The following is a 25,470-nucleotide window of genomic DNA, read 5'->3' as shown; positions in this document are numbered from 1 at the left end:
CCATCTGGTCCAACCTTAAGTCTACGAAGATGCCATCTTGGGCTCAAACTGTGGAATGGTAAAATGAAAGCGGGTACCTTTCCCTAGCTCGCTTTCTACACCAATTTCCCCGTCATTTTTCTCTACAAAATCCTTACAAAGCAATAACCCTAAACCAGTACCTTTTTCATTTTGGGTACCGGTAGTGGTAAAAAAACTGCTTGAAAATATCTTATCTACATTTTCCTTGGAGATCCCCACTCCTGTATCTTCCACGATCACTTCTATTTCGGATCCCTTTGAAATCAATTTCACGATAATTTCATCCCCTTTATGGCAGAATTTTATCGCATTGCTGATAAGGTTCCGGATCACTAGCCTCATCATATTTAAATCTCCAAAAGCATAGGTTGGGGCCCCTGCGATTATTTTTAGCTGTACACCTTTGGTATCCAGGTGATTTTTAAACAATGCAACCACCGCTTCCACTTCTTCCTCGAGATCTATTTTTACCGCTTCAACGGACTCGCCCTTCAATTGGGTCTGTGCCCACTCCAGCAAATTCTCCATGAAGCTGGAAACATCTTTCAAGTTTTTGGAAAAAGAAGGCAGCATGGACCGGAACTCGTCATCCTTGACCCACCCATATTCCACCATCTCGAGAAACTGGGAAAGGGAATGCACTGGATTACGCAAATCATGTGAGACAATGGATAAAAACCGATCTTTGGTTGCATTCAGCTCCATCAACTCCTTGGCTTGAAGTTCCAGACGCTGTTGATCATGGATAAACTGGGTGATATCCCTTAAAAGGATCAACCTTCCCTGATATTTTCTACCTCCTTCCTTCAAAATCTTGCTGGACACCTCAAAATATCGCTCCACGCCGTCCACCACGATCATCTTTTCCACAGCCAGTTCATCTTCACTTTCCAATATCCGTTCCCAGTCCTGCCATTCAAACGGTAAGCGGCTTACATGTAAGCCGATAACATGCTCGGCCTTCTTATTGATAAGCTTGGTAAAGCAAGGGTTTACATCTACTATTCGACGCTCACCATCAATTACCAACATGCCATTCCGCATGGATTCCACCACAATGTTACGGGCGATGGGTTTTACATCAAACAGTCCCACTTTGAGAAAACCACCAAACACAATCAGACACGTTACCATAAAAGCATGTGGTGTGGGATCTATTCCATTGAACGGCTCTACCTGAAAAACCACTAAAATATTGGCAATCCAAGGAACCATCGTCCCAAAAAGTATGATTAACGTCTGCTTCTGGTAAATCCCTTTGGTATTAAAATACCGCTTGATCAACAGGTAAACACCATAGCCAATGGCTAGGTAAAAATAACTGGTATGAATGATATACCACGGGCCTTTCGCTGTAAGCAGCCCGAAAAGGCCATTTATTTCTACCACTTCTGCTCTTTGGTAATGGAGATGGTGAAGGCCATTGGTCCACACCATTACCATGGAAATGACCGGAAAGATAAACTGGCAAACCATCCACCTCGGGTTAAGCCAAGCCTCTTTCCCTACAAACTTCAGCACAAAAAGCAACCAAAAGACAGGAACTAAGGTAATGCCGATATACTCCACATCCACCACCCATAACATGGCTTCCAAATCGTCCATTCCCACCATTATCCCATCACTGGCAGCCCAAATGGCCACGGCGATCATCATTGCCCCAAACCACCGTACCTCCTTACTCAATCGCGTAAAGAGAAACACTGCCAATAGCAAAACGATTACTGCAAAAACCAGTAAAGAGAGTGAGTAGGGACTTAGTGAAAACTCCATTTAAGACAAAGCAAACGAGGTGATAATGGTATTAATTGTATAAATCTAGCAATAAATGTTTATTGTATTACAATTATCCGCCATTTTACACCATGTTGGCACGAAACTCACCCCACTACCGCCCCTTAGCGAGTGCATCAAAAGCCTTTTGTGGATCGGATTTCTTTATTTTCAGGAGCACAGGTCATTCCCATTCTTTTTTTTCAAAGATGTAACACCTATAAAATTGTATATTGAGTATCCTTAATATACATTCACTATGGACAAACACTTACAAGAGGCTATCAGAGAAGCCCAAAAAGGGCTAGAAGAAGGAGGAATTCCCATTGGATCTGTCCTCGTGCACAAAGGCAGCATCATTGGACGTGGACATAACAGGAGGATTCAAAAAGGCAGTACCATCCTCCATGGTGAGATGGATGCGCTTGAAAATGCAGGCAGGTTGTCTGCCAAGGTGTACCAAGAAAGTACCCTTTACACCACGCTCTCCCCTTGCCCTATGTGTACGGGAGCCATCCTCTTGTACGGAATACCCCAAGTCGTTATCGGCGAAAACCTTACTTTTCAGGGCGAAGAAGACTTACTCGCATCCCGAGGAGTGAAGATCATCGTGAAAAATGACCAGACATGTATTGATTTAATGAAAAAGTTTATCCATGACCACCCTGATTTATGGAACGAAGATATTGGCAAATGATCAAAACGGTAATCTTCCTTTGGAGTTTTACGATCATTCATTTAACGGTTTGGGCAAGGCAGCAACCAAAAATGGCCGCTCAGAACCCTTCTCCAATGACAGAAAATATCAGACCGCACCATCGCGTCCCTGAAAAAAAATTCCCGGGAGTTTATGAGGAATGGGACAACCTCTTGCCTTCCACGGTGAAATTCTTCATGCCTACACAACATGCTCCTGATTCCCTTAACCTATTGATCCATTTTCATGGCTCGCCCCAAGCGGCTAATTATGCCGTCCATAACCATCCGGGTTGGGCTGCCATCACGCTAAACTTAGGAAGTGGTTCTTCGATATATGCTGACCAGTTTTCAGATGCCAAAATCCTAGAGCAACTTCTCCTTTCTGCATCCAATGCCATAGAAAAGCCCATTCGGGCTGTATACCTTTCGGGGTGGAGTGCTGGATACGGTGCCATCCGAAGTATTTTAAGAAGTGAAAACAAGGCCAAGATCCGTGGGATTATCCTTTTGGACGGCATGCATGCCGATTATGTTCCCAAGGGCACTCCTCTAGCAGCAGGGGGTGAAATTGACCAAAATGACCTGTTTCCTTTTGTGGATTATGCAAAATCATCCATCGCAGGTGAGACCTATTTCATCTTTACGCACAGTGCCGTATTTCCGGGAACCTACGCCAGTACCACCGAATGTGCCGATTATCTCATTCGGTCCCTTTCCCTGAAACTCACCCCACAACTCCAACAGGGCCCCATGGGCATGCAGCAGCTGGGCAAAACTGCAAAAGGCAACCTTCAGATTATAGCTTATGCCGGAAATTCAGCACCTGACCATGTCGATCACTTACATGGGTTGTACTATTTTTTGAAAATGATCGGAAGGAATACCGAACAGGATGACAGTTAAATTTTATCTCCCACCTCCCAAATCAAAATTGCTTTTTATCTTTGAACTATGAAAACGATCAAAATAACCGGTGTCCCGGAACACTTTAATTTCCCTTGGCTAAAGCTCGTGGAAGAACAACCTTTTAAAGCTGCTGGATATACCTTGGAATGGAAGGACGAATCCAAAGGTTCTGGCGCCATGAACATGGCCCTCAAAGAAGAAAAAACAGACATTGCCATTCTTTTGACAGAAAGTTTTATCAAAGATAAGATTGAGGATAATCCTGGAAAAATCATCGGTTATCATGTGCTTTCTCCGCTTACTTGGGGGATTCATGTCCCCGCTAAATCTACCGTGCAACGTATCAGTGACCTCGAAGAAGCACCATTTCTTATCAGCCGGTACGGTTCTGGCTCGCATTTGATGACCTATTTGCTGGCCAAAAACAACGGCTGGAACCCCGAAACCCTTCAGTTTGACGTCGTCGGAAATATGGAGGGTGCCTTAGCTGCTTTCTCAAATCAGGAGCCTAAGGGTTTTCTCTGGGAAAAATTCACCACCAAGCCATTGGTAGATAGCGGTCAGTTTAGAAAAATTGATGAAATCCCTACCCCTTGGCCCTGTTTTGTCATCGTGGCGCATGAAAAACTCCTGAAAGAGCATGGTGAAATTATCCCTCAACTTCTCTCCAAGCTTTATGCACAGTCCAAAAAACTGAAAGCAACCCCACAATTGCCCTCAATGCTAAGCAAGACCTACCAACTCCAAGAACCAGATGTAAAGGAATGGTTAGCACAAACCACTTGGGCTACACAAGCTGAAATGGAAAAATCTACACTGGATAACACCATGGACATTTTAAGGGAACTTGGACTCATAGACACCAAGGTTTCTTTAGACACATTGGTAGATACGAACTTGGTTAAGTTGCTGTAAAGTATGATCACGTCCTATTCTTGGAGGATATCATCATGGGCTTCACTCAGGGCTAATCCTATGAATGAGGCACAACTACTGACTTCGTGCTTTTCCACCCCCCATTTTCGTCTTTAACCTACATCTAAGCTTGGTTAGGGATAAACCATAAAAAGGCCTTGGAAGCTATTCCCTCCAAGGCCCTCTTTATTGCTCATTTTTGTTTTGCCTTAACAATAAGTCAGTTAGTTCAACACAAGCGTCGTACAAAACGCCTTTCATCAATTGGTCTTCTTGATCAGATCCCCGTCTTCCAACTGTTTGCTCACCACAAAGTACGGCCCTGACACCAACTCTTCTCCTTCTTTGATCCCCTCTAGTATTTCAATATTTTCAAAATCTGAGATTCCCGTTTTGACACGGGTAAGATGAGCTTTGTTTCCTTCGGACATGAAAATAATTTCTTGTAGATCACTCTCCGCATTGGTGGAATCTACCCGAATATCATCCCTGGTAGTCACTGCCGCCAACGGTACCGATAACACATCTGCTTTTTTCTCAGTGATGATTTCCACACTGGCTGTCATGCCGGGTCTGAAGGGGTACCTGTTTTCCTTGGTAATCAATTTTTCATAGGATTCGTTGAGGATCCTTATTTCCACCTCAAATTCAGTCACCGCATCCTGTGTCGCTTTTTCATTGGCCGAATTGGCAATGGAAGTGACCACCCCTGTAAACTTCTCACCGGTATGTGAATAAGCATCTACTTCAATGATCGTCGTGTCCCCCAAAGATATTCTCACAATATCATTTTCATTGACATCCACAACGACTTCCATCACGCTCAAGTCCGCAATTCGAAGCATTTCAGTACCGGCCATTTGCTGGGTACCCACTACCCTTTCCCCTTTTTCTACAAGGAGCTTGGACACTATCCCATCGGTAGGAGCAAACACATTTGTCAGTCGCAAATTCTCATTAGCTTCCTCCACGGAAGCTTGTGAGCTTTTCACCACGTATTCGGCAGCTTCCACCGATTGCTGGGCAGCTTTTAGGTCGTTTTCAGCCGAAACATAATCCGCGGTGGCCTGCTCAAACTCCGAATCAGAAATAACGTTGGATTCATAAAGTGACTTATTTCGCTCGTACTGTAGCTTGGCCCGATCAAATAGGGCTTCCGAGCGTTTCAATGCCGCCTGGGATTGGGCCAAATTTGCCTTTTGCTGGTTTAGATTTGCCCGTGTCCTGTCCAATGCAGAAATGAAGTTGTCAGGCCGAATTTTCACCAATAAGTCGTTCTGCTTCACAGAATCACCTTCACTGATGTTCAATTCAATGATCTCACCCGCTACGTCCGGGCTCAATTTCACCTCTGTCTCAGGTTCGATCACCCCAGAGGCACTGACTTTTTCTACGATGGTCTTCTTGGAGGCCTTGGTGGTTTCTACTTCCGTCTCTGCAGCTCCACCTACCCACCCGAGGGCCCTTCCAATGATGATAAAAAGTATTAACACCCCTGCGACTCCGCCCAAAATGTAAATTAATTTGTTTGATTTCTTCTTAGCCATGGTTCTTCGTGTTATAATGTTAGGGGATTGCCCAAGTAAAAGTCCAATACCTTTACCCTGAAAATATATTCATATTTTGCTTGCAGTAAATCTGCCTGAGCATTAAAAAGGTTGTTTTGTGCCACTTGAAAATCCACCGCATTGATCACCCCTACTTCAAAGCGCTTTTGGGCCATTCGGAAGGCTTCCTCCAGCGACGAGACCCGCACCGTGGAGGACTCGTATGATTGGCGAGAGGCCACTGCATTGGTATAAGCCGTTTCGATATCTTGCCTCAGTTGGTTCCGTGCCTCTTGAACGGATATTTCACTAAGGTACTTCTGCACTCTTGCTCGCTGTAAACTAGCCCTGTTACTACCGTTGTTAAAAATAGGAACATTAAGACTTACCCCCAGGCCTTCATTTAAATTAAGACTTAACTGATCTTTAAAAGGCCGTGGTTCTCCCGTTTGCGGATCCTCAAAATTATCGGTGTAATTAGTCCCAATGCTTCCTCCTAATCCCAAAGTGGGCAACAAACCACCTTTGGCGATCTTTACACCATATTCAGCACTTTCCATCCCCAGCTCGGCAGCTTCAATTTCAGGCATCAACGTGACGGCTATGGAAAAAATCTCATCAACATCGTCATTGCTGATCATATAGTTTTCTGCTTCCAGCTCTGGAACAGCCACATCAAACTCCTCTTCGAATGGTAATTGCATCGCTTGGGAAAGGTTCAGTTTAGCCAATCGCAGGTTGTTCTTCGCGTTGGTGAGCTCCATGGCACTGGTCGCATTTTGAGCTTCCAGATCCAACTGATCGGACAGCGGCAATGCCCCTGCTTCCACGAGCTTTTGAGTCCTTTCAAACTGTTGGCTGGTCACCTCTAATTGGGATTCGGCCACGTTTACTTGTTCCTTTGCGAAGACTACATTGACAAATAAATTGACAATGTTTAGCGTAATATTATTCCTGGCAGCCTCCACATTCTTTTCGCCAACCTCTAGGTCTGTTTTTGCCTGCTGAATGGAATTATTGATCTGTCCACCGGCATATAAGGTCATGTTGGTGGATGCATTCAATCCTGCACTACCAAAATCCACCAAAGAGGCCACTGAGGTGACCGGGTTAATGGACCTACCCCAGTTATATCGATAGGAAGAAGAAGCAGACAGGGAAGGATACCTTCTAAGCTTTGCTTCCTTTAGATTGGTTTCATTATTCGTTTGGTTAAGCAGACTCCGCTGCAGCTCCAAATTATTTTCGAGTCCGATCTGGATACACTCCTCCAACGACATAGAAGCAATATCCTGTGCATGCAATGCACCCAAAAAACCGCAACTGAAAACTACTGCAGTAAAAAATTTTCTCATCATAATGTAAAACTATAGGTCAATATCTGGAATGTAAATTAGTTCATGAATCCAACTGATACTCTCTAAATACTTAATGGTAATGGCATTAAGCCCAGAATCCATCTCTATCACGTGACAGGCCATATCCCGTTTGCCTTTTCTGGAAACGGACATTGTGGCGATATTTGCCTGTTCTTGCGCCAAAATACTGGTAATGAAGGCTATGGCACCAGAAACATCATCTGCTTTGATGATCAAAGTATGCTCTTGAGCTGAAAACTCGGCATGAAACCCATCAATGGACTTAATATTGATTAGTCCACCACCCAAACTCTCGCCTATGACTTCTACTTTCCGATCACCCTTGGTTAGGTTTAGCTTGATCGTATTGGGATGAAAAACGGATGCGTTCCCGACCGACTTAAAAATATAAGTCAATCCGCGCGCTTCAGCAAGTTCAAAGGCCTGTTTTATTCGCGCATCATCAGTTTTCAGATCCATAAGCCCTCCAATAATGGCCTTGTCACTACCATGCCCTTCATAAGTCCGGGCAAATGAATTATAAAATGTGATCACAGCATCATCAGGAATCCCACCCAACACCTTGATTGCTGCCCTGGCGATCCTGACCACACCAGCGGTATGGGAGGAAGAAGGGCCTATCATCACCGGGCCTATCATATCAAAGACACTACTTTTTCTTGTCATATTTGGGGTTTACATTTTCAAGTACTATGCTAATCTAATACTTAAGATTCAATTATCACTGAATATGGTTTTAAATACTCAAATCATAATCATTATCCATAGAAATTAACTTAAATTCACTCCACAAATAATCAAGCAACACATTAGAATGACCGATAATGAACAGTGACACGTTCGATAACGATACACTTTTGTTTTCCCCCTCGCCAAAAGGCGGTTATGTTTCCGCTCCTGATCACCTTGCCAATAGGGCATCTTTTTTTGGTGATGGCCTGTTTGAAACCATGATATTCAAAGAAGGTGAAATCCGATTTCGTGACGGCCATTGGAATAGGATCACAGAGGGGCTACAGCAATTAAAAATCAATGGTCGCCGCTTGCAGCACATTGGGGAACTGGAAGCATTTCTGGTGGGGCAATTTGGAAGTCATGCTTTTTTGCGGGTGAGATGGAATATTTATCGAAGCGGATTGGGAAAGTACAGCCCTCAAGAGAATGGGACTGATGAATTGATCAGTATTCAGCAAGCGACTTCCCCACCAAAGGTAAAACAGCAGACATTTATCAGTACTTCCATTACTGTTCCCAAAAGCCCTTGGTCGCATTGCAAGACCTTAAATGCCCTCACCTACGTGATGGCCAATATCGAACGTGAAGAAAAGGGAATGGATGAGGTAATTCTGAAGGATACTTCCAACTTCATTTCCGAATCGGGCATTGCCAATCTTTTCTGGAAGAAAGACGGCACCTTTTATACCCCCTCGCTAACATGCAGCTGCATTGCTGGTGTATCAAGGAATGCATTGATCCAGCACCTAAATCATCAACGCATTCCACTGATCGAAGGAGAATTCACGGAAGATCACCTGCTTTCCGCAGATCAAGTCTTTACTACCAATGTGTCCGGGATAGCTTATTTACAACGTATCGAAGGCAAGGAATTTGACACCAGCCCTATTGCGGAGGCAGAAAGTCTCTTCAACTAACCAAACCGGTCATTTCCCGGATCAAGCGGAAAAGCTGGAGGAAAGCTTGGTCGGATGGGGAGGGAGGATTAAGAATGACAAATGAAGAATTTTGAATGATTATCAATTGGTGCCTTTACTCTTACCCCCCTAAAGGGGACTTTCCGCTCACCCCATCACCGGACGACAGCAGATGCCAACGGGACTTCCTTGTCCTTTTTCTTGATATAAAAGAACGAAAACCTGTCCGCCGCAGGAGGAAATCAAAACATGGCAAAGCTTCCGCCCGCTAGCCAGCCGCCCCGCTTTTATCGATTTCAGCTTTTTTTCTGCCTTGAGGGATTTCGGCGTGAAGAAACCAAAGAAGCGGGCTGGCAAAAGGCGCAGGCATGCCTGCCTGCGGTAGGCAGGCCTGACGGGATGATGCGCAAAAGGCCAATCGGCAGCTCATACGGAGGAGTTCGCCTGCGCGCGGTAAGGTCTTTGGGTTTAGCCGAAATCGCTCACAGCAGCGGGGTTTTTTGGTTACTTTTTTCACCTGCAGGAAAATAGTAACAAAGGTAAAGAGAGGAATTCCCCCTAAATCCTCTGAAGGAGACTTTTTCTCCACTCCACAATCCATCGGCTTGGTCTGACATTCCTCGTCCCCCAGAAATATGGCTTGATCCCATTTCTCCCTCTCACCATTCCCTAAACAGACACTTCTGCCTTGATGTGGGGATGCGGATCATAGTTCTGCAATTCAAAATCCTCAAATTCAAAGGAAAACAGGTCCTTCACTTCCGGATTGATCTTCATCGTGGGCAATGGCCTGCATTCGCGGGTCAACTGTAGTTTTGCCTGTTCTAGATGATTGGAATATAAATGCGCATCGCCAAACGTATGGATAAACTCACCAGGCTGCAAATCACAAGCCTGAGCAATCATCATCGTAAAGAGCGCATAGGAAGCGATATTAAAAGGAACGCCTAAAAATACATCTGCACTGCGCTGGTAAAGCTGGCATGAAAGCTTTCCGTCGGCCACATAAAACTGGAACATGGTATGGCAAGGAGGCAAAGCCATATGATCTACATCGGCCACATTCCAAGCGCTTACCAAAAGCCTTCTGGAATTGGGATTGGTTTTGAGCTGGTGGATCAGGTTCTTGATTTGGTCAATTTCTCCGCCTTTTCCATCAGGCCAATGTCTCCATTGGTAGCCATAAACCGGCCCCAAATCACCATTTTCATCTGCCCACTCATCCCAAATCCTAACCTTATGATCCTTTAGGTATTTGATATTGGTATCCCCCTTCAAAAACCACAGCAATTCATAAATGATGGATTTCAAATGGCACTTTTTGGTTGTCACCAGAGGAAAGCCTTCTTGCAGGTCAAACCGCATCTGATAGCCAAACACACTTAACGTGCCCGTGCCGGTACGATCACCTTTTTGAACTCCTGTGTCCAGAATATGCTGTAGTAATTGATGATATTGTTTCATGGTATGCGTTACTGAATTGTGTAATTGGTTCTTTAGGTGATTGAATATTGGGAGGTCCACCGCCGGTAATGGAAATTTATCATCCCCATTAAAGCCTGTTTTCTGAGCGCACTAGCGGTCAGGCTTCGGCCGCACCCTAAATAATATTCAGTGCCTGTTCTTTGATCTTCTCCAACTCATCCTTCATGATGATCACGTGCCGCTGGATCGCCGCATCATTGGCCTTGGAACCGATGGTATTAATTTCCCTGCCAATCTCCTGACTGATAAACCCAAGTTTCTTTCCTTGGCTGTTAGGCGCCGACATGGTCTTATCGAAGTATTTGAGGTGCGTGGATAGCCTGACGATCTCTTCTGTAATATCCAACTTCTCAAAATAATAGATCAGTTCCTGCTCAAAGCGATTTTCATCAAAGGAATTTTCCTCCATCCAATCCTTGAAGTTGTTTCTGATCCGGTTCTTGATCCGTTCTTTTCTATTGGGCTCTTCCTTTTGGATCTCATCCAGGCCTTTGGTGATGACGTCCAAGTTTTCCTTAAACTTATGATAAAGGGTTTCACCTTCGTCTTTACGGAAGTCATCGCACTTTTGGGCAGCTTCCATCACGACCTTTTTTACCGCATCCCACTCTTCTTGATCATCGGATTTGTCCGTTAGGGTGGTAACCACATTCGGGGCTTGGATAGCCATCCGGAACAAGTCATTGCTGTCGCTCACGCCCACTTTTGAGGCCATGGATTGGTAGGTGTCAAAATACGTTTCAAAAAGTTCCTGGTTGATGCTCACAGGAAGGTTTGTGCTGGACTTGGCCGTAAATTCAATGTTGAGATTTACTTTGCCCCTCTCCAAAACACCTGACACCAGCCCCCTGATTTCTATCTCTCGATCAGAAAACTGTCGGGGACTGCGAAGGTTAAAGTCCAAAAACTTGGAATTTAACGTCTTGATTTCCGCGCTGATAATATAGCGGTCATTTTCAAAATTGGCTACACCATAGCCGGTCATGGATTTAATCATGTAGCAAACTTAAACAATTCACTTTAGAAATTATATCCCAAGGTGACATAAAACCTCGGGTCACCTACTTCGTAATTACGTATTGGCCACGCCGTATCAAACTTCACATAATAGTTCAGCAATACTGTCCTAAGTCCAGCACCATAACTTTGTAGCCACGGGTTATTGAAGTTATTGAGGGTAATGTTAAAAGGAGAACCATCGGTATTGATGACCTCGGTATTCTGGTCATTGACACGTTCCCAAGGAGCAGCATCATCCCAAGATGACCCTGCATCATAGAAACCTACGAGCTGAAAGTTCTTGACGAAATTAGAGGCTATGTTTCCACGGGACAAGTAAGAAAATAACGGAATTCTAAGCTCTGCGGAAAAAGTCACCACATTCCTTCCTCGGATTTCATCATAATCATATCCTCTCAGGTCCACAAACTCTGCGAAGAGAATATTGGAATTCTCCACACCATCTCTATTCCTTACGGGCGAAGGCTCCGGTCGATTGGATGGTGGTTCATAAAATTCATTGAACAACCAGTTCTTCATACCACCCACCAGATAACTTTGGGGATTATTTCCCATAAAGGATCCCGCAAAGAGCTTGGTCGCAAACGTGATGTTCTTATGGATCTTCTGGTAATTTCTCAAGTCCAGGTAAACATTACTGAAAGACCGGTCTCCTTCATCAATCCCTTGGTAATGCTTAATCCCTACCTTACCCTTAAAGCCTTGCTCCATATGAAGCCCCAGTAGTCTGGTCTTATCCACCACCAACTCGGCTTTTCCTCCTAAATAATTTACGTCAAATCGATTTTGAGGACCTTCACTTCCCAAGACCAACGAGTCGGGGTTAAGGTTAAAATATTGGGTTTTGGCATAGAAAGGGGCAACCGTAAACCTGGTGTGCTCTGTAAACGGATAGGAAAACCCTAGTTCTCCTTTCGTAAGCACATAGCGTTGGTAAGTAACGTCCCCTTCCGAAATCACCAACGCCCTCCTGTCAAAGCGAGCCCGATAGTCGATCCTGCTTTTGAGGTATTGATACTCAAAATAAACGTCACTTCCAGACCTAAAATCCAGCGGTGTCATAATGCCGCCTTGGAAAACATGATTGTTTAAAAGCTCGGTCATCTTCCCTTCGATGTTTAGGCCAAAACCTCTCAAAGGATCCACTACAAAGGTCGTTCGCAAACTGTTCGCCTGAACTTGGGGCATATAGTCCCTCGGTCCCCTCACCGTATTTTTCAAACTTTGCTTTCTAAAGGCCTCCAAAATATCACTTTTCCCCGAAGCCAGTCTGCCTTCCCGCTGTTCTATTGGCGTCGGCACAGTATCAAAACTATAATTTTCCGTGTTGATGCCCGAGTGGTGCTCAAACCGCAAACGGTCCACATTAATGGCGCCAGTATTATTGGAGGATGGTGGGATGGAATCAATCGTCAACGGTTCTTCTACTTCAGGTGCCAATCGCCTAGGAACTTCTACCTCTTTCTCCTCGGTCTCTTCCTCTTGCTGCTTTTCCAATCTTCGTTCTGCCAATCGCTCATTCAACTTTTTGGCTTGATTTAGCTGTATACGTGGAGTTCCGGGCGTAAACTGATCGATATTGGGATAGGATTCCAGGACCAATTTACTACCTGTTCCATCCTTATATGCATAAGCCCATTTGTTTATGATCGGTGAAAAATCAAATGCCTCCACGCTAGTATTAAAGGCTGAAACTTGGCTCGAAACTTCACTGCCCAGCCCATATCGCATAAGGTTATAAATTCCACTTTGGTCGCTGAGGTGAAGCACGAAATTCTGATTCATCGGACGTGGCATGAAATTCTTGGAATTCATGTTGGTCAGCTTGGTGGTCACCAAACTGTCTCCTAATTCCAGTTTATACAAGTTAAAATAATCCGGCAACTCCCGCACATCCGGGGCACGGGTCAGCACACTATCTGGCAAGGCTGTGTGGTTAGAAGCGTACACGATGGTCGAATCGTTAACAAAAACAGGCGTAATATCGTCAAAGACGTCGTTGGTCAGCCTTCTGCCCCTGCCTCTTAGGTTTAACGTGTAGATATTGGTCCTACCTCCAGCCATGGCCGACAACACCATGTTTTTGCCATTTGGAGAAAAGTCCAAGCTATTGATCTGAGTGATGTTTCGAAGAAAAATTTTATCCTGACTGCTACCATCAATACTTCTCATTCGCAAGGTAGTCAGGCCTCGCTTAAACGTGGCAATGGTCAGGTTCAAGGTGTCACGCCAGGCGATTACCGGAGAGGTAAAGTTAGGCTCTTGGTCATCGGTGGAAGTTCCTCCCTTAAAGACCGTCACTTCATTGTTGGAAGAAAGGTTCCGGACGATTACTTTAAATTTACCGTTATTATTAATTACATAAGCCAAATGTTCTGCATCGGGGCTGAACTTTATGTCATTGATCGATCCATCTTCATTTTTCTTGGTGGCGGCAATGACATTTTCCGTAGAAGGTTCTTTAAATGTCGAAAAAACAGGCTCATTCACCATCGTGTAATAGGCGCGCCACTGCTCAGCAAAACTTTTATACCCTACTCCCAAGGTATTGGAAATACTGTTCTCTTCATTTCTATTGATCCGGCTTAGGTTCAGGATACTGGAAACGTATCGCTTCCCATACTTTTGCACAATAAAATTCCAAATAGACTGTCCGACAAGTGCTGCTTCCCTTTCATTAAGCTTATGAAGTTTGGGGTTTTCATTTCCTTTGAGGTAATGCCTCACGTAGTCATCCATTTCCAAACTCCAGCCCTTGGCCAGATAAAGCGCTGTTCCATCGATAAACCATTCCGGAAAGCTGTTGATCAGGTTGGACTGAAAAGCATCCGCGATGGTGCTACCATACAGCATCTCCTCGATGATCACCTTGGATGTGCGGTACAATAATTCTTCCTTAAAAGATGCCCAGTCACCCGTATAGGGCACTTCGGCCATCAACTTGGAAAAAAAGGTTTCTCCATTGACAGAATAGCTTTCCTCTTCTAGGTCAAGGTTACTCTCAAGCCATTCCTCGCGACTGTTGTATATGAAAATTTTTGGTTTAGTGTAAGCGACGTAACCGATCATCTGCGTGATCCGCTCAAATTCATTTTCCAAATAATCTATGGCCATCCGGGCATTGTCCCGACCTCCTCCATAATAGTACACCTCGAAATTATTGGACGAAAAAAAATACCAATCAAATTCGTGGTGCTGTATTCTGTTCTTGCCAAAACGTTCTTGGTCAAATTGGGCGTTGGAGACAGTATAGGAACCTAGCCAGAGTAGTGTAAAATAAATAAAAACTAATTTTACCTTCATTGATCTGTTTTATTGTCTTTGTTTTAAATATACTTAAAAAATCGACTTATGTTAACATCTTTTTCAGGTTCGCTACCTTCCAACATTAACCCGAGCATGATCTTACTGTAATAAGGTACTAAAGAAACGCCTTTCGCACCAAATCCATTGAAGATATAAACGCTTTCAGCAGCAGGATGTTTTCCCAAAAATGGTTTTCGGTCCTTAGTAGCAGGCCGAATTCCCACTCGATGGCTCAACAATTTTCCGGCTTGGCCGGGCACGATCTTCTCCAGTCGCTCCAATATCTCCTCCTTGCCCCGTTCGGTAGGTCCTTGGTCCAAATCATGCCAACTGTAGGTGGACCCTACTCGGATCCGTCCATCAGGCATGGTGATCCTAAAAACTCCTCTATTGATGATTTCTGCAGGCGTAAAATCACTTTCCATCTCCAGGATCTCTCCCTTTACCGGCGCAAAAGGCAACCAATCAAAGTACGAACTTTTTGCTGCCCCCAGACCACTGCAAAAAACGATTGCTGAAGCTTTTGTCCCTTGATAATGCCACTTCCCCTCACGATGCTCCAACATGCCTTCATCAAAATGGTCTCTTTTTAACTGACCGTTATCAGCCAACCAGCTGCTATACCCGTCGAGCAGTGTATTGATGTCCAAATAGCCGGAATTCTTGAGCATGATGCCTCCATAGGGATCGGCAACTTCTTCACACAATGGCTGTGTCCTGACTGCTTCCAGGTAATCCTGTACTTCGGCATCACAACTCTTTCCCATCCATTCATTTTGTTCCTCAATACTGAAAAAAGGCCGATAGATGTTTTTATCGTAGATTAATTTCTTTTCCAGTAACCTTTCCAATTCACCATAAAGGGGCTTTATGACAGGAAAGAGACGATCCGCCTGCCAGGTTTTGACCATTTTGCGCCCCGTAATGGGGTTAAACAGTCCAGCGGCTACCCTACTGCTGTTGTTTGCCGCTGCCTGATCGATCACCAAAACAGACTTCCCTGACTTAATCAACCGATAGGACAAAACCGTACCTGCAATGCCCTGTCCAATGAGTAAAAAATCTACTTCCATACCCAAAATTAATTTCTTTCTTTGTTATTTTGGCATGAATTCACAAATGTTTCGATAATGCTTAATGTACAAACTTTCACGTTCAATCCTTTTCAAGAAAACTGCTATGTTCTGTATGATGATACCAAAGAAGCGGTAATCATCGACCCTGGTTGTTATGCTAAAGAAGAACAAGAAACATTAAAGCAGTTCCTCCAATCCAATGACCTTCGTCCTGTGCGGTTACTCAATACCCATTGTCATATTGATCATGTTTTGGGTAATTTTTTCATTAACCAAAACTATGGCTTGCCCCTTGAAATCCACCCTAAGGATGAGCCCGTGCTGATGGCTGTTGGTTCCTATGCTTCCAATTATGGATTCCCTGCCTATACACCATGTAAGGCTGAAAAATATTTAGAAGAAGGGGATAAGGTCACCTTTGGTGAGACAGACTTGGAAGTCATCTGGGTGCCGGGACACGCCCCGGGGCATGTGGTATTTTACCATCCCGAAAGTAAAACCTGTATCGGTGGCGACACCTTGTTTCAAGGGAGTATTGGTCGCACAGATCTGCCCGGTGGAGACCATCAAACCCTACTTGATGCCATTAAAGCGAAGCTTTTCACCCTTCCGGATGATGTAAAAGTCCATCCTGGACATGGACCGGCCACCCTGATTGGGCATGAAAAGATCCACAATCCATTCGTAGGTAAAAACGCTCAATTTTGAAGATCAAAAAACACATCCCCAACACCATTACCTGTATGAACCTTGCCAGTGGCATGGCGGGGATATACTTCGTACTTCAGGGCAACCTCTTTGCGGCGACCTATTTCATTCTGATCGCTGCTGTTTTTGATTTTTTGGACGGCATGGTGGCCAGGCTTCTGAAGGTGCACAGTGAAATCGGGAAGCAACTGGATTCCTTGGCAGACCTGGTGACCTTTGGGGTGCTCCCGTCCTTTGTGCTCTTTCAATTATTGAAAGTCCCTTTTCCTGATGGGTACCTCCCCTTCTTTGCTTTTATTATCGGCATTCAGTCAGCCATGCGGCTAGCAAAGTTCAACATCGATACGCGGCAGTCAGACCGCTTTATCGGCGTTCCCACTCCTGCAAATGCCCTCTTGATCTGCACCCTGCCGTTTCTTGCCGAACATTTTGCCTGGGCAGGCAGCATGATCCAAAACCGTTATTTCCTGCTCTCGCTGACGGTGGTCTTGGCGTTCCTCCTGACAGCAGAACTCCCGCTTATCGCCCTGAAATTCAAAAATTTGAGCTTTGGAGACAATGTGTTTCGATACTTGGTGATTGCCATCGGAGCCATAAGTGTGTTATGGCTGGGATTGGCCGGTGTACCCTTTATCATCCTCAGCTATATTTTGCTTTCTTTGGTGGAGAGCAGGCTGCACCCCGCATGAAACCATTTGCGAAAATACTGAGAAGCATTTCTTTAATCTGTTTGACATGGTTCGTAACAGTCCCTTTTGTTTTTGGCCAAACCTCCTACTTTAAATTCCCCATCACCAAAGCAGGCATCTATCAACTATCCCTTGCAGAATTACCGCAGTTAAAGGATGCCCGGTTGGAAAATATTGCCATTTATGGTGCTAGTGGCATGTTACCGCAAAAATTGGAGGAAGAATCGCTCCATCTCCAAGAACTGCCTTCCCTGCTGCTGGACGGGAAGCTTTTGGTTTACTTGGAAGGTCCGCACCAAATAAAGACGGAAGGAGACAGCCTCCATTACCGCCACCATTCCTACACTGATACGGCTTATTACCTTGTCAAAACCCATGTTACTGCTCCCAAAAGGCTGTCGTCTGAATTGCCTGCCCCAGCTGATGCCCCTACCTTCACTACAGAACAGGCCATGCTTTATGCCCTTTACGCCTATAAGAAAGAAACAATCAATTTGCTTTCTTCGGGAAGAAAGTGGTATGGAAACAGGGTTCGGGCTGGAGGAATTGCCTCTTTTAACATGCAAGTGGATCCATACGATCAAGGGCCCATTTACTATCATGCCAATCTTTTGGCCCAATCCACCAGTGAGGCGACCTTGCGCATCAGGAGTCGACAACAGGAGTTTTTCTCCACGGTGATTTCTGCCATCCCTTCATCCACTTATGGCCTAAAAGGGCGGGAAAAGCACATATCTGGTTTTACAGGACATGTTGACGTGGGAAATCCCACCCAGTTTAACCTCGAGCTAAAAAGCAGTGACCCAAATGCGGTAGGTTTCTTGGATTATTTTCTACTGGGACTGCCTCATCTAGCGGCTAATGTGGAAGAGGGGATTTATATGAACCTCAACCACGAACAGCCCATTTCATTGGACGCCAAAAAGCACCTGCTTTACTGGGATGTCACTCAGTCTGACCGGCCAGAAAAGCTCTCTACCTCAGCAGGAACCGTGCATCTGCGGCCGTACCAACGCTTGGCCATCGCCGATCCAATGAAGGCCCCTAAAATCCATGGACTCCAAAGCATAAGCCAAAACATCCGTCAAATCAATCCTGCTGAACTGGTGGTCATCACCTCTCCCTCCCTTCGCTTCCAAGCCAATAAGCTGGCGGATTTTAAGCGCAGTATCGGAATAAGTACGGCAGTGGTAACGCCCCAAGAAATATATGACGCCTATAATTACGGCACCAGGGATGTTACAGCCATCCGCAATTTCCTAGCCGACCAATATCACCGCCACCAAACCCTTCAGCATGTACTGCTTTTTGGAAAAGGGACGTTTGACTATAAACATATCAGCCCTGGTCACCCAAACCTCGTCCCCACATACAGCAGCAGGAACAGCCTTCATCCCCTGACTTCTTTTGGTTCGGATGATTATTTTGGTTTTTTGGAATTTGGGCAGGGCCAATGGGCCGAATCCGAAGCAGGCGACCTGCCGCTTGCCATCGGCGTGGGGCGACTTCCCGTGACCAACACACAGGAGGCTAGAAACGTCGTGGAAAAGATCATCCAGTACGAAACCCACTCCCTCCAGCTAGGCAAATGGAAACGAAAATTACTTTTTGTTGCCGATGACGGAGACTACAACGTCCACCTTGACCACAGTGAAACGCACACCGCTTCCCTTTATCAAAGCAGCCCATTCTATGACGTGCAGAAGCTGTATCTGGATGCATTCAAACAGGTAGCAGAGGGAAGTTTCCAAACCGCACCGGAAGCAAAGGCGGCATTGGCAGAAAGCATGGAAGACGGAGCATTGCTCATCAATTACATAGGTCATGGCAATGATAACACCCTTGCGGCGGAAAGGATCTTTCAAGTACAGGACCTACAAAACTGGCCAGAAACCCAACATTTTCCGCTGATCGTTACCGCTACTTGTGAATTTGGCCGTCACGACAGCCCATATCTCCGATCAGGAGCAGAAGAACTGCTGATCGCCAAAAACAAAGGCGCCATTGCACTGCTTACTACGGGCCGACCTGTGTTTAGCAGTATTAACTTTTCCCTGAACAAGGCCTTCATTTCGGCATTTCAGGAAAACGACGAAGGTCAGGGATTGCAGTTGGGGGATATTTTCAAGGCCACCAAAAACAACAGCCTAAATGGCCCATACAACAGGAACTTTTCCCTCTTAGGGGATCCCAGCCTTCGTTTGGCCAGGCCAGAATTAAGCATTGACTTGACCGTATCATCGGCAAAAGGAACAGCAATAGACACCCTTTACTCCCACCAACCCACAAGGATCACAGGAACCGTCCGGGATCCGCTCACCGGGCTGCCTATGCATAATTTTGATGGCACTTTTCTATTGGAAATACTAGGCGAACCGATCACGGTAAAAACCAATGGAGATGAAGGCCCTGCAAGTACCTTCCAAGAACTGAACAACATCCGCTACCGTGGCAGTGGAAACATCACCAATGGCCAGTTCACGGCAGAGATCTTCGTTGGACAGGACACATTGGGCCGACCATCAGATGGCATTATAAGGATTTTTGCAAGTTCGGAATCCAGTACATTCGAAGCGATAAATGCCCAGGCCATTTCGCTTGAAGAAGGCACTTTTTCAGCTCCCGATGACCGTGAAGGGCCATCGATCAGGCTGTTTGCCAATGACACCATCCAATCCCCTACCACTGTCTCCTCTACACAAATCACCTTTATCGCGTCCCTAAAGGATGAAAGTGGCATCCAAACGACTTCGGAAAACGGACAGGGAATCATGCTGAAGGTAAACGGAAACTCCCCTATTGTATTGGACAACTATTACCGCACGATCCATGGTAACTACCAGCAAGGTATCATCGAAATGCCTATTGGTGGACTGGAAGAAGGAATCAACACGCTTGAATTAACCGCCTATGATCATGCAGGCAATGCCAGCACCCAGACATTAAAAATTAAGGTCAGCGGAAGTGAAAACATTAAGATTGAGGAAATTATTAATTATCCAAATCCTACAAATGATATCAGTTATTTCAAGATAAAACATAATCGACCTAATGAAAATATAATTTTGTACTTGACGATTTATAATTTGCTTGGAAAGAAAATATATTCAACGGAAAAACGTTATCCAAAAGCAAGTACTGAAATCCCTGATCTTGAATGGATTTTTTTAAGAGACATGACAAAAATTCCCGCAAAAGGAACTTATATTTACGAATTACAGCTAACAAGCGAAAGAGACGGAACCTCGGACCAGGCAATAGGAAAAATAAATATTCAATGAAGAAATCAAGTGATTATTTAAAGGCGCTTACTTTTTTAACTGTACTTTCGATTACTGCTTTTTCGGCGAAAGCCCAAAATTCCGTGCGTGTTTCTGGTCAAGACCAAGGACGCAGGGTCATCATCACAGCAGTGCCTTTTCTTAATTTTGCTCCTGACAGTAGACATTCGGCCATGGGAGATGCCGGTGTGGCCACCACGCCTGATGCCAATTCGATCCACTGGAATGCGGCCAAACTGGCTTTCGCGGAAGATGAAATGGGATTTGCCCTATCCTATTCCCCTTGGCTCGGGAAACTGGTTCCCGATATGTCCTTAAGCTATCTGACCGGTTATATGCGCATCGATGACATGTCCACTTTCGGAATAGATTTGCGCTATTTTAACATGGGTGATATCCAGCTGACCGACCAGTTTGGACAGGATATTGGACAGTTTAATCCACGGGACATCGCCATTGGAACCAATTATTCGAGAAAATTATCCGAGACCCTTTCCCTGGGCATATCCGCCAGGTTCATCCATTCCAATATCGCAGGAAACATTTCCTCTAATGGAAACGGAGACAGCAAACCCGGCATCAGCGTAGGCGTGGATGTAGGCGTTTACCAACGCAAAGAAATCCTCCTCAGCAACAAGGAAGCCTACTGGTCTTGGGGTGCCAATATCAGCAATATCGGTCCAAAATTGACCTATAACAGTTCTGACGATGCCGACTATATCCCTACCAACCTACGGATAGGAACCGCGCTCGAAACAGCCCTTGATGAAAACAACACCCTGACTTTCGCCCTTGACCTGAATAAGTTAATGGTCCCCACCCCTCCGATCTATGCTACCAATGAAGATGGTTCGCTCATCATTGGTCCTGATGGGAAACCCGAAATCGCTGAAAATGGTGGTAAAGACCCTGATCGCCAACTCCTCAGCGCCATGTTCGGCTCCTTTGCCGATGCCCCTGATGGCTTCAGTGAAGAAATGCAGGAACTGATGATCTCCTTTGGTGTGGAGTACGAATACGCGGAAAAGTTTGCCTTGAGAACAGGCTATTTCTATGAAAACAAGCATAAAGGCGGAAGACAATATTTCACCATGGGCGTAGGATTTGACCTTAAGCGCTTAGGCTTTGACTTCTCCTACTTGGTTCCCCAAAAGCAAAATCACCCGTTGGCTGAGACATTAAGATTCTCTCTGGCTTATAATATCCCGAAGTAATGACAGTATTGGATCGCTCCATAGCGCCGGAATTTAAGATTCCGGAAACGATAGCATTGACCAAACCTATCAAGCGGACACTAAAAAACGGCATCCCGTTATATTTTATCCCCACACCGGAAATCGATGCGATCAAACTGGAAATTGTCACGGAATCCAACAGACAGCTGTTACCTGAAGAAGATGGCTTGGTGCCCTTTTTTACGCTAAACATGCTTTTGGAAGGTACCAAGGATATGAATTCTCCAGAATTGGATAATTTCTTCGATCATTATGCTTCTGAAGTGGACACCATCTCTACCTTCGAACAGCAAGGTGTTTCGCTGTTGACCACCAAAAAACATTTTCTGAGCGTTTTACCGGTGTTTAGGTCTTTGCTGACAGATGCTGTATTCCCTGAAAAGGAACTGGAAAAGCGAAAGTCCCAAAAAGCGCTGACCATTACTATGCAGCAGGAACAAAACGGTGCACGGGCAAACCAGCTTTACAGAAAAGCACTATTTGGCACTGATCATCCTTTTGGTTTTATTTCCGAAGAACGACATGTAAACGCCGTTACCAGAGAAAAATTAGCGAATTATTACCAAGAAAAATTCCTGGTCAGCCCAGAATTATTCGTCATCGGAAACCTAAACGAACTGGAAATTTCCCGCATCATGGAAGCTTTTGGAGACCTCTTCATCCAGGACAGCCTCCTAAAACCTAATGAATTCAGTGTCTGGCCGGAAAAGCGACTTTCCGAGGTGAAGGAAAAGGCAGTCCAGTCCAGTATCCGCTTAGGGCAGCACCTGATCCCCAAAACCCATCCGGATTATCATGCTTTAACCGTTTTCAATACGATCTTGGGTGGCTATTTTGGCAGTCGACTCATCAAAAACATCCGTGAAGACAAAGGCTATACCTACGGCATTTACAGTTCGATCGGCAGCCTCGAAAAATCCGATTACTGGGTGGTTATGGCTGATGTCCAAAAAGGCTATGCTGATGAAGTAATCCATGAAGTCTATGCTGAAATAGAAAAATTAAAAACCATCCCCGTTTGTCCAGAGGAGCTGGAGATTGTCCGAAATTTCATGGCGGGCCATTTCCTGTCCAGTTTCAGCAATGCCTTTGACCTGATCAATCGATATAAAGCCATTCACTACGCTGGACTGGATTATGATTTCTACGAAGAGCAGCTAACATTTTTCAGGAACTTCACTCCCGACCAGGTCATGGAAGCAGGTCAAAAATACTTCGACTCAGGCAATATCATCGAGGTGGTGGTGGGATAGCTTATTAGCTCAGCCCGATATAATTAGCCTTAAAACGTCCCCGATAGCCATCTGGCCAGGCTAATGGAAGCCTTCAGCAGTGATTAGGATGGCGGCCAAGGAACCGGCAGTGAGGGCTATTTCAAGAGAATCCAGGTCATAACTTTTTCAACCTTTCATACAAAAACGAAACATCAAGCTTCATCCCATGCCATAGCCTTAAAAGCTTAACGGCCAATCCATTGGCTCCAAGGCTTTCGGCAAGATGGAGCAACTCATCTGCAGGGCCAAAATTGGCTGATGCCAGGGCATGCTTGGCCTCATGCACGCACCGATAGATCAAGGCCTTCCGCTCAAAACCCGTCCTGTTCATGATTGCAATGTTTTTGCAGACCTTTACGGTAGAGTCAAGCATTGATGAAGATTTGGTCTTGTACTGCTGGCGGGAAAATGCCTTTCCATGTATCCGTTTATTTACGCCGATGTGATCGCTAAATGCAAACGGATATTTTCGGGCGAGTCGGGTCATAATATCAAAGTCCTCATAAACCAAGGCTTCATTATACCCTCCAATCTGCTTTAGCTTGACACTATCAAATACGATCGTAGGAGTGCACACACAATATCGCATAACGACCCGCTCATACACCTCTCCCTCAGGCACCTGCCCCATGACATGTCCTTTTTGGTTTACTGGAAAAAAAGTATCGATATGCTTCCCTTCCTCGTTTATCAGGTTGGCATTGCTGGAGCAAAGGCCGGCCTCCGGGCATTGCCTCAGTGCCTGAACTGATTTTTCTAAATGACTAGGGATCAAGACATCATCTCCCGACAAATCGATCACGTAATCCCCTTGTGCTGTTTCCAGGGCCTCATTAAAAGCCTCGCAGTAGTTAATAGGATGTTCGTAAAGAAAGCTCTTTACCGATCGCTCCTTATCATTCATCCAAAGCCAGGTTTTGATCTTGTCTATGCTGCCGTCCTGACTCCCGTTATCCACTATGATCATTTCCAGGGACGGATATTCTTGGCTCAAAACACTATTTAACGCCTCAAAAACATAATCGCCATGATTATGGCAAATGACAATTACACTGACCAATGGTACATCCATTTCACAACATTAGTGTCCAAATAAACTTATTTCCGGCATTATTCGCATTTTTCATTTTATAGCGAATGAGGTTATGGTTAGGCTGCCCATCCAAGTCAGAAGATCCAAGATCAATAAAATCTACCCCCAGGGATTCTCCCAAACGGATTACTTCAAAAAGCAACGCCTCACCTGTATAGGCTTGCTGTAAAGCAGGATTGATGGCAGGCAAATAATAATATAAACTATTCGGCGTCAACTTCACACACAGGGCATGGGCGACGGCTTGCGCTTCCTGATAGAGTGACACTAAAAAATAACGATCAGGATACGCACTGACTTGCCGGATCAGCTTTTCTTCCTGAACATTGTACTCATGGCTGCGCTGTGTTCGCCACCATTTTATGTCTTTCAAAAAATTAAAGGTCTTGATACTGCCTGTTTCAACTGTACAATGCAGTTTTTTAACTTTCTTTTTGTGCTTCGACGCCTTGGCATGGATAAAGCCCTTTATGTACTTTTTATCTTCTAAAAAATGGTGCAGCAAAACGCCCTCGAGCTGAAAGCCTTGGCTTTTCAAGACATAATGAACCAACGGATTATTTTCATCATAAGTACTGGGCGGTTGTACCAATCGGAAGCTATGGGCACCAAGACTCTTTAAGGCCAGGATGAGCTCGGCAACCAAGTACTGCAAACTGTCAGAGGAAATTTTTCTTTCGGTCCAAAGGCCGCCAAATGGGGCATTGTTCAGGGAAATCGCCCTACCATCGGCCTTCAGCACCACATAGATCAGCGCCCTTACTTTTTGCTTTTTTAATAACCGGGCACAAAAATACCGTTCACCTTCTCCTATCAAATAGTCGTGTAAAAAATAAGGGTGCTCTGTAGGTGGATTTTCCTGTAATACGAAATCATAGTTTTTCGCTATGTCCATCTTTAAGCTTATCAAATTCCTCTTTGTTTCTTATATAATCCGATTCGTCAAAATCGCTCTCAGATAGCACTAAAAGCACACTATCCGCTGTAAAAGTAAAGGAAGACCAAACCAATCGAGGTAAATAAAGTGCTTCTTTGGTACTTTGAAGCATAAATTCATACCGATTACCTTCCAAGTCCTCCAACGCTACGCTCACACTTCCTTGAAGGCAAACGGTAAGCTGGTTGTCACTTTTGTGGGCATGCACTCCCCTTATGCCGCCTGCAGGTACTTCCGTAATCCAAAAAGCCCTTCTCACTTCAAACGGGAGCTGACTTTGCTCCCAGTAGTTCAATTTTCCGGATGCATTCTTCGTCTCGCCGAGATGAAAAACATAGGGTTTGGTCATGGGTGATAGATCATGGATTTGGTACTCTTAACACACTACACAGGCTAATTTAATCAAAAACCTAGTGTTCTTCGTAGTCGGGTATCATTTATTAAATAAATAATATCCTAAACTTAACATTGGCA

At 44.9% G+C, this 25,470-nt stretch carries 20 protein-coding genes; 9 read left to right on the top strand and 11 right to left on the bottom strand.

Going from position 1 to position 25,470, the window contains the following annotated elements; genetic code table 11:
• Positions 1–21: 21 nt before the first annotated feature.
• Entirely contained in the window at positions 22–1,794 is a 1,773-nt protein-coding gene (locus ECHVI_RS13855) for a sensor histidine kinase (protein WP_015266631.1), read from the bottom strand.
• Positions 1,795–2,053: 259 nt separating this feature from the next.
• On the opposite strand from ECHVI_RS13855, the gene ECHVI_RS13850 reads away from it, so the two are divergent.
• Genes ECHVI_RS13850 through ECHVI_RS13840 form a run of 3 tightly spaced genes read left to right on the top strand, consistent with a single transcriptional unit; the run spans position 2,054 to position 4,314 of the window.
• Positions 2,054–2,491 carry a nucleoside deaminase gene (locus tag ECHVI_RS13850; protein WP_015266629.1) on the top strand — a complete coding sequence of 146 codons (438 nt, stop codon included), beginning with the start codon at positions 2,054–2,056 and terminating at the stop codon, positions 2,489–2,491.
• Positions 2,467–3,396, top strand: a complete 930-nt coding sequence (locus ECHVI_RS13845; RefSeq protein WP_245553323.1) for a hypothetical protein — start codon at positions 2,467–2,469, stop codon at positions 3,394–3,396. Before ECHVI_RS13850 ends, ECHVI_RS13845 begins: the two co-directional genes overlap by 25 nt.
• A 48-nt stretch (positions 3,397–3,444) precedes the next feature.
• Entirely contained in the window at positions 3,445–4,314 is an 870-nt protein-coding gene (locus tag ECHVI_RS13840) for a substrate-binding domain-containing protein (protein ID WP_015266627.1), read from the top strand.
• A gap of 260 nt (positions 4,315–4,574) precedes the next feature.
• Here ECHVI_RS13840 and ECHVI_RS13835 read toward each other — a convergent pair whose 3' ends face one another.
• The 3 genes from ECHVI_RS13835 to sdaAB are packed head-to-tail and all read right to left on the bottom strand — an operon-like array spanning position 4,575 to position 7,906.
• On the bottom strand, positions 4,575–5,861 hold the full coding sequence (locus ECHVI_RS13835; RefSeq protein ID WP_015266626.1) for an efflux RND transporter periplasmic adaptor subunit: 1,287 nt from the start codon (positions 5,859–5,861) through the stop codon (positions 4,575–4,577).
• Positions 5,862–5,872: 11 nt separating this feature from the next.
• Positions 5,873–7,219 carry a TolC family protein gene (locus ECHVI_RS13830; RefSeq protein WP_015266625.1) on the bottom strand — a complete coding sequence of 449 codons (1,347 nt, stop codon included), beginning with the start codon at positions 7,217–7,219 and terminating at the stop codon, positions 5,873–5,875.
• 9 nt (positions 7,220–7,228) lie between these two features.
• On the bottom strand, positions 7,229–7,906 hold the full coding sequence (sdaAB, locus tag ECHVI_RS13825) for an L-serine ammonia-lyase, iron-sulfur-dependent subunit beta (RefSeq protein ID WP_015266624.1): 678 nt from the start codon (positions 7,904–7,906) through the stop codon (positions 7,229–7,231).
• Between the two features lie 158 nt (positions 7,907–8,064).
• On the opposite strand from sdaAB, the gene ECHVI_RS13820 reads away from it, so the two are divergent.
• Positions 8,065–8,892 (top strand): aminotransferase class IV, encoded by an 828-nt coding sequence (locus ECHVI_RS13820; protein WP_015266623.1) that lies wholly within the window; start codon positions 8,065–8,067, stop codon positions 8,890–8,892.
• Between the two features lie 669 nt (positions 8,893–9,561).
• Here ECHVI_RS13820 and ECHVI_RS13810 read toward each other — a convergent pair.
• From ECHVI_RS13810 to ECHVI_RS13795, 4 genes are all read right to left on the bottom strand, one after another.
• Complete coding sequence (locus ECHVI_RS13810) at positions 9,562–10,356, bottom strand: thymidylate synthase (protein WP_015266622.1); 795 nt, start codon at positions 10,354–10,356, stop codon at positions 9,562–9,564.
• 136 nt (positions 10,357–10,492) lie between these two features.
• The gene (locus ECHVI_RS13805) at positions 10,493–11,374 is read right to left on the bottom strand and encodes a YicC/YloC family endoribonuclease (RefSeq protein ID WP_015266621.1); all 882 of its coding nucleotides are present in this window, start codon (positions 11,372–11,374) and stop codon (positions 10,493–10,495) included.
• A 23-nt stretch (positions 11,375–11,397) separates the two neighbouring features.
• Complete coding sequence (locus ECHVI_RS13800) at positions 11,398–14,700, bottom strand: hypothetical protein (protein WP_015266620.1); 3,303 nt, start codon at positions 14,698–14,700, stop codon at positions 11,398–11,400.
• A gap of 23 nt (positions 14,701–14,723) precedes the next feature.
• Positions 14,724–15,776, bottom strand: a complete 1,053-nt coding sequence (locus ECHVI_RS13795) for an NAD(P)/FAD-dependent oxidoreductase (protein WP_015266619.1) — start codon at positions 15,774–15,776, stop codon at positions 14,724–14,726.
• Positions 15,777–15,833: 57 nt separating this feature from the next.
• Here ECHVI_RS13795 and ECHVI_RS13790 point away from each other — a divergent pair, with 57 nt between their 5' ends.
• Genes ECHVI_RS13790 through ECHVI_RS13770 form a run of 5 tightly spaced genes read left to right on the top strand, consistent with a single transcriptional unit; the run spans position 15,834 to position 22,945 of the window.
• Positions 15,834–16,487, top strand: coding sequence for an MBL fold metallo-hydrolase (locus ECHVI_RS13790; protein ID WP_015266618.1), 654 nt, complete (start codon positions 15,834–15,836; stop codon positions 16,485–16,487).
• Positions 16,484–17,176: a CDP-diacylglycerol--serine O-phosphatidyltransferase gene (pssA, locus tag ECHVI_RS13785; protein WP_015266617.1), complete on the top strand. Its 693-nt coding sequence runs from the start codon at positions 16,484–16,486 to the stop codon at positions 17,174–17,176. The genes ECHVI_RS13790 and pssA overlap by 4 nt, the downstream gene beginning before the upstream one ends.
• Before the next feature lie 41 nt (positions 17,177–17,217).
• Complete coding sequence (gene porU / locus ECHVI_RS13780) at positions 17,218–20,457, top strand: type IX secretion system sortase PorU (protein ID WP_157501423.1); 3,240 nt, start codon at positions 17,218–17,220, stop codon at positions 20,455–20,457.
• Positions 20,454–21,671 (top strand): type IX secretion system outer membrane channel protein PorV, encoded by a 1,218-nt coding sequence (gene porV, locus ECHVI_RS13775; RefSeq protein WP_015266615.1) that lies wholly within the window; start codon positions 20,454–20,456, stop codon positions 21,669–21,671. The genes porU and porV overlap by 4 nt, the downstream gene beginning before the upstream one ends.
• Entirely contained in the window at positions 21,671–22,945 is a 1,275-nt protein-coding gene (locus ECHVI_RS13770) for a M16 family metallopeptidase (RefSeq protein ID WP_015266614.1), read from the top strand. Before porV ends, ECHVI_RS13770 begins: the two co-directional genes overlap by 1 nt.
• A gap of 136 nt (positions 22,946–23,081) precedes the next feature.
• Here the strand turns inward: ECHVI_RS13770 and ECHVI_RS13765 are convergent, their stop codons facing one another.
• The 3 genes from ECHVI_RS13765 to ECHVI_RS13755 are packed head-to-tail and all read right to left on the bottom strand — an operon-like array spanning position 23,082 to position 25,345.
• The gene (locus tag ECHVI_RS13765) at positions 23,082–24,038 is read right to left on the bottom strand and encodes a glycosyltransferase (protein WP_015266613.1); all 957 of its coding nucleotides are present in this window, start codon (positions 24,036–24,038) and stop codon (positions 23,082–23,084) included.
• A gap of 1 nt (position 24,039) precedes the next feature.
• Positions 24,040–24,954, bottom strand: a complete 915-nt coding sequence (locus tag ECHVI_RS13760) for a GNAT family N-acetyltransferase (protein WP_015266612.1) — start codon at positions 24,952–24,954, stop codon at positions 24,040–24,042.
• The gene (locus tag ECHVI_RS13755) at positions 24,932–25,345 is read right to left on the bottom strand and encodes a sugar 3,4-ketoisomerase (protein WP_015266611.1); all 414 of its coding nucleotides are present in this window, start codon (positions 25,343–25,345) and stop codon (positions 24,932–24,934) included. Before ECHVI_RS13755 ends, ECHVI_RS13760 begins: the two co-directional genes overlap by 23 nt.
• Positions 25,346–25,470 lie beyond the last annotated feature (125 nt).

Origin of the sequence: Echinicola vietnamensis DSM 17526 (genome assembly GCF_000325705.1) — a bacterium.
Taxonomy (GTDB): Bacteria; Bacteroidota; Bacteroidia; order Cytophagales; family Cyclobacteriaceae; genus Echinicola; species Echinicola vietnamensis.
Note: the sequence above shows the minus strand (reverse complement) of the source record. Positions and strands in the feature narration are given on the sequence as shown.

What these genes read in the sequence shown, in the direction of transcription:
- ECHVI_RS13835 (WP_015266626.1), bottom strand. Translation starts at nt 5,861, where the DNA reads ATGGCTAAGAAGAAATCAAACAAATTAATTTACATTTTGGGCGGAGTC.
- ECHVI_RS13810 (WP_015266622.1), bottom strand. Translation starts at nt 10,356, where the DNA reads ATGAAACAATATCATCAATTACTACAGCATATTCTGGACACAGGAGTT.
- ECHVI_RS13855 (WP_015266631.1), bottom strand. Translation starts at nt 1,794, where the DNA reads ATGGAGTTTTCACTAAGTCCCTACTCACTCTCTTTACTGGTTTTTGCA.
- ECHVI_RS13840 (WP_015266627.1), top strand. Translation starts at nt 3,445, where the DNA reads ATGAAAACGATCAAAATAACCGGTGTCCCGGAACACTTTAATTTCCCT.
- ECHVI_RS13830 (WP_015266625.1), bottom strand. Translation starts at nt 7,219, where the DNA reads ATGATGAGAAAATTTTTTACTGCAGTAGTTTTCAGTTGCGGTTTTTTG.
- ECHVI_RS13805 (WP_015266621.1), bottom strand. Translation starts at nt 11,374, where the DNA reads ATGATTAAATCCATGACCGGCTATGGTGTAGCCAATTTTGAAAATGAC.
- ECHVI_RS13790 (WP_015266618.1), top strand. Translation starts at nt 15,834, where the DNA reads ATGCTTAATGTACAAACTTTCACGTTCAATCCTTTTCAAGAAAACTGC.
- ECHVI_RS13850 (WP_015266629.1), top strand. Translation starts at nt 2,054, where the DNA reads ATGGACAAACACTTACAAGAGGCTATCAGAGAAGCCCAAAAAGGGCTA.
- ECHVI_RS13760 (WP_015266612.1), bottom strand. Translation starts at nt 24,954, where the DNA reads ATGGACATAGCGAAAAACTATGATTTCGTATTACAGGAAAATCCACCT.
- ECHVI_RS13755 (WP_015266611.1), bottom strand. Translation starts at nt 25,345, where the DNA reads ATGACCAAACCCTATGTTTTTCATCTCGGCGAGACGAAGAATGCATCC.
- ECHVI_RS13765 (WP_015266613.1), bottom strand. Translation starts at nt 24,038, where the DNA reads ATGGATGTACCATTGGTCAGTGTAATTGTCATTTGCCATAATCATGGC.
- ECHVI_RS13800 (WP_015266620.1), bottom strand. Translation starts at nt 14,700, where the DNA reads ATGAAGGTAAAATTAGTTTTTATTTATTTTACACTACTCTGGCTAGGT.
- porV (WP_015266615.1), top strand. Translation starts at nt 20,454, where the DNA reads ATGAAGAAATCAAGTGATTATTTAAAGGCGCTTACTTTTTTAACTGTA.
- ECHVI_RS13845 (WP_245553323.1), top strand. Translation starts at nt 2,467, where the DNA reads ATGGAACGAAGATATTGGCAAATGATCAAAACGGTAATCTTCCTTTGG.
- ECHVI_RS13770 (WP_015266614.1), top strand. Translation starts at nt 21,671, where the DNA reads ATGACAGTATTGGATCGCTCCATAGCGCCGGAATTTAAGATTCCGGAA.
- ECHVI_RS13795 (WP_015266619.1), bottom strand. Translation starts at nt 15,776, where the DNA reads ATGGAAGTAGATTTTTTACTCATTGGACAGGGCATTGCAGGTACGGTT.
- ECHVI_RS13820 (WP_015266623.1), top strand. Translation starts at nt 8,065, where the DNA reads ATGAACAGTGACACGTTCGATAACGATACACTTTTGTTTTCCCCCTCG.
- sdaAB (WP_015266624.1), bottom strand. Translation starts at nt 7,906, where the DNA reads ATGACAAGAAAAAGTAGTGTCTTTGATATGATAGGCCCGGTGATGATA.